Source organism: Xanthomonas sp. SHU 166, assembly GCF_000364685.1.
Taxonomy (GTDB): Bacteria; Pseudomonadota; Gammaproteobacteria; order Xanthomonadales; family Xanthomonadaceae; genus Xanthomonas_A; species Xanthomonas_A sontii.
Map to the genome: position 1 here is coordinate 1 of NZ_AQOJ01000138.1, position 4114 is coordinate 4114.

General features: G+C 71.1%; 3 protein-coding genes. All 3 read left to right on the forward strand.

Features of this window, described 5'->3' with window-relative positions:
- A partial coding sequence (locus D180_RS05370) for a hypothetical protein (protein ID WP_017911989.1) occupies window positions 1–359 on the forward strand: 359 nt, incomplete at its 5' end.
- A gap of 160 nt (window positions 360–519) precedes the next feature.
- Entirely contained in the window at window positions 520–1890 is a 1371-nt protein-coding gene (locus tag D180_RS05375) for an MATE family efflux transporter (protein WP_017911990.1), read from the forward strand.
- Between the two features lie 76 nt (window positions 1891–1966).
- On the forward strand, window positions 1967–3865 hold the full coding sequence (gene sppA, locus D180_RS05380) for a signal peptide peptidase SppA (protein WP_017911991.1): 1899 nt from the start codon (window positions 1967–1969) through the stop codon (window positions 3863–3865).
- Window positions 3866–4114: the final 249 nt, after the last annotated feature.

The following is a 4114-nucleotide window of genomic DNA, read 5'->3' on the forward strand; positions in this document are numbered from 1 at the left end:
CGGCGCAGGCGCGGCTGCGTCAGGTCGCCACGGCCTTCGCCGGTCTGCCGATCGAGCAGCAGCACAGCCTGCATGCGCAGTTCGCCGAGATGGACGCCCTGGAGCGCCACGGCTGGTTGCTCGGCCCGGAACTGGGTGCCGAGTTCTGGGCGCTGCAGCCGCTGCTGGGCTACGTCCCGGAGGCGCAGCGGCAGGCACTGCTGGGCCTGTTGCGCGGCCTGCCGGCGGACCAGCGCGAGCATCTGGCGCTGTTGTCGCAACGCACCCCGCCGCAGGACCGTGCCGCCTTGCGCCGCGACCTGCTGGCGCAGGGCGCCGACAGCCGTGGTGCCTGGCTGAAGCAGCGCGCCGCACGTTGAGTCGCTTCGGGCGCTCTGGCTTTCCGGGTCCCCGGTCCCGGGCCCCGGGTCCCGGCTTTCCTGCAGTCATCCGCCGCAGCGGGTAGAATGCCCGGCCTCCGCCACCCGGTGCCGGCGCTGTCTGCGCGGCCGCAGTCGGCGGGATCGCCAGAGTCTTGCAATGTTTTCGTCTTCCACCCCGGCCTCGGTCCGGGGCCGCGAACTGCGCACCACCGCGCAGCTCGCCCTGCCGCTGGTCCTGGGGCACGTCTCCACCGGCCTGATCAGCTTCGTCGACAACGTGATCGCCGGCCACCACGGCACCCGCACGCTGGCCTCGGTGACGGTCGGCACCGCGCTGCTGTGGCTGCCGATGATGATCCCGATCGGCACCCTGATCGCCCTGACCGCCTCGGTGTCGCAGCTCGACGGCGCCAAGCGCCATGCGCAGATCGGGCCGCTGTTCCGCCAGGCGCTGTGGCTGTCGCTCGGCCTGGGCCTGCTGATGTTCGCGTTCCTCAGCGTGATGCCGATGGCGCTGCCGCAACTGGGCATCGCCCCGGAGATCGTGCCCGGCGCGCGCGACTTCCTGCTTGCGATCCGTTGGGGCGTGCCGGCGCTGGTGCTGTACTTCTGCATGCGCTACCTCAGCGAAGGCATGCACTGGACCCTGCCGACCATGCTGCTCGGCTTCGGCGGCCTGCTGCTGCTGGCGCCGCTCGGCTATGCGCTGACCTTCGGCCTGTGGGGCCTGCGCGAGCACGGCGCCGGTGGCCTGGGCATGGCCTCGGCGATCATGATGTGGGCGCAGGCGCTGTGCTTCGCCATCTACCTGGCGCGGTCCAGGCGCTTTGCGCCGTTGCGCCTGTTCGCGCGGTTCGAGGCGCCGGACCTGCGCGCGATCGTCGGGCTGCTCAAGACCGGGCTGCCGATCGGCGTGACCATCCTGATGGAAGGCGGCCTGTTCATCGTCACCGCGCTGCTGATCGCGCGGCTCGGCGAGGTGCCGGCGGCGGCGCACCAGATCGCGATCAACGTGGCGCAGCTGTGCTTCATGGTGCCGATGGGCGTGGCCGAGGCGACCACGGTGCGGGTCGGCCGCGCCGCCGGTGCCGGCGACGCGGTAGGCGTGCGCGGCGCGGCCTGGGCCGGCTATGCGATCGTGCTCGGCACCCAGGCGCTGTCGGCGCTGGTGCTGCTGGTCGGCCACGACGCCATCGTCGGCGTCTACACCAGCGATCTGGCGGTGGCGGCGCTGGCCTCCACGCTGCTGCTGTACGCGGCCACCTTCCAGTTCCCCGATGGCGTGCAGGTGCTGTCGGCTGGCGCGCTGCGCGGCCTCAAGGACACCCGCGTGCCGATGTTGCTGGCCCTGTGCTCCTACTGGGGCTTGGGCATGCCGCTGGGCGCCGGCCTCGGCCTGTGGCTGGGCTGGGGACCGCAGGGCATGTGGATCGGCCTGATCCTGGGGCTGACCGCGGCCGCGGTGATGATGGGTGCGCGCTTCCGCTGGAGCAGCGCGCGGCTGCTGGCCGCGCCGGCGGCCCCCTGACTTCAGACGCATGTGCGGCGCCTGACGCAGCCGGTATGCTGCGCAGGCGCAAGACGCCTTCCTTTCGGAGCTTTCCATGAACCAACCCGTGCGTCGCAGCCCCGTCGCCAACTTCTTCGTCGGCCTGTGGGATGTGATGAACTTCACCCGCCGGTTGATCTTCAACCTGGTGTTCTTCGGTTTCCTGTTGCTGATCCTGCTGGCGATGGTGTTCGCCATGGCGCGCGGCGACGGCGGCAAGGCGCTGCGCGACCGCACCACGCTGCTGATCGCGCCGGAAGGCAAGCTGGTCGAGCAGTTCAGCGCCGACCCGGTCAGCCGCGCGCTGGCCAAGGCGATGAACGACAAGGGCGCGCAGGAGATCCAGTTGCGCGACCTGGTGCGCGCGATCGAGGCGGCCAAGACCGATCCGAAGATCGAGCGCGTGGCGCTACGCCTGGACAAGCTGCAGCCCAGCGGCTTCGCCTCGATGCGCGAGGTGGAGAAGGCGCTGCAGGACCTGCGCAGCTCCGGCAAGCAGATCGTCGCCTACAGCGACAATCTGAATCAGTGGCAGTACCTGCTGGCCGCGCAGGCCAACGAGGTCTACCTGGACCCGATGGGCTCGATGACCCTGGAAGGCCTGGGCCGCTACCGCCAGTACTTCCGCGAGGGCCTGCAGGACAAGCTCGGCGTGGACGTGCACCTGTTCAAGGTCGGCGAATACAAGTCCGCCGCCGAGCCGTACGTGCTCGACGCGGCCTCGGCGGCGTCCAAGGAAGCCGACCTGTTCTGGATGAACGATGTGTGGCAGCGCTACGTGGCCGACATCGCCAAGGCGCGCAAGCTGGCGCCTGAGCAGATCAATGCCGGCATCGACACCATGCCCGAGGGCGTGGCCGCCGCCGGCGGCGACCTGGCCAAGTTCGCCCTGCAGCAGAAACTGGTGGACGGCCTGAAGACCCGCGAGGACGTCGAGCAGCTGCTGGCCAAGCGTGGCGTGGCCGACGACGATGCCGACACCGGCTATCGCAACGTCGACCTGGACGGCTACCTGCAGCAGCTGGACCTGCGCCGTTCGCCGGTGGACTCGCGTCCGCAGGTGGCGGTGGTGGTCGCCGCGGGCGAGATCAGCGGCGGCGAACAGCCGGCCGGCCGCATCGGCGGCGAGTCGACCGCGGCGCTGCTGCGCCAGGCGCGCGACGACGACGCGGTCAAGGCGGTGGTGCTGCGCGTGGATTCGCCCGGCGGCGAAGTGTTCGCCTCCGAGCAGATCCGCCGCGAGGTGGTGGCGCTGAAGGCCGCTGGCAAGCCGGTGGTGGTGTCGATGGGCGACCTGGCCGCGTCCGGCGGCTACTGGATCAGCATGAACGCCGATCGCATCTACGCCGATCCGTCGACGATCACCGGCTCGATCGGCATCTTCGGCATGATCCCCAACATCACCCGCACCCTGGACAAGATCGGCGTGCACACCGACGGCGTGGGCACCACCCGCTTCGCCGGCGCCTTCGACATGACCCGGCCGATGGATCCGGCGGTGGGCCAACTGATCCAGTCGGTGATCAACAAAGGTTATGCCGACTTCACCGGCAAGGTCGCGCAGGCGCGCGGCAAGTCGGTCGAGGCCATCGACCAGGTCGCGCGCGGCCGCGTCTGGAGCGGTGCGCAGGCCAAGGAGCGCGGGCTGGTGGACGCGTTCGGCGGCTTCAAGGACGCGGTGGCCGATGCCGCCGCGCGCGCCAAGCTGGGCGGCCCGGACAAGTACCGGGTGCGCTACGTCGAGAAGCCGGCCACGCCGTTCGCGCAGTTCGTCAGCGGGTTCGCCGGCAGCCGCCTGGGCGTGTGGATGCTGAGCGACTCGGCGCTGGGCCACGCCCTGCTGGCGCGCAGCCTGCCGGAACTGGACACCCAGCTGCGCTTCGTCAAGGACGCGGCCGACACCCGTCCGGGCGCACCGGTGAAGGCGCTGGCCTACTGCTTCTGCGGTCTGTAAGCCGGCCCTGCGCCGGCAGCGGCGCGCTCTTGCGAGCGCGTCGCCTGCTTCCTGCAACGCCGGCCCCCGTGGCCGGCGTTGTTCATTGCGCGGTCGCGGCGTCGAGCGCGGCGTTCTGCGCGGCCGCGGCACGGTCGAGCGTGGCCTGGGTCTGCCTGGCGCGGTCCAGCGGCTGGGCGATGGCGCTGCGCAATGCGCTGGCCTTCGGCGGTGGCGGCGCATCGGGCGGTTGCGGCGGTGCCGGCTTGC

Coding starts and splice junctions, on each gene's coding strand:
- sppA (WP_017911991.1), top strand. CDS start 1,967: ATGAACCAACCCGTGCGTCGCAGCCCCGTCGCCAACTTCTTCGTCGGC.
- D180_RS05375 (WP_017911990.1), top strand. CDS start 520: ATGTTTTCGTCTTCCACCCCGGCCTCGGTCCGGGGCCGCGAACTGCGC.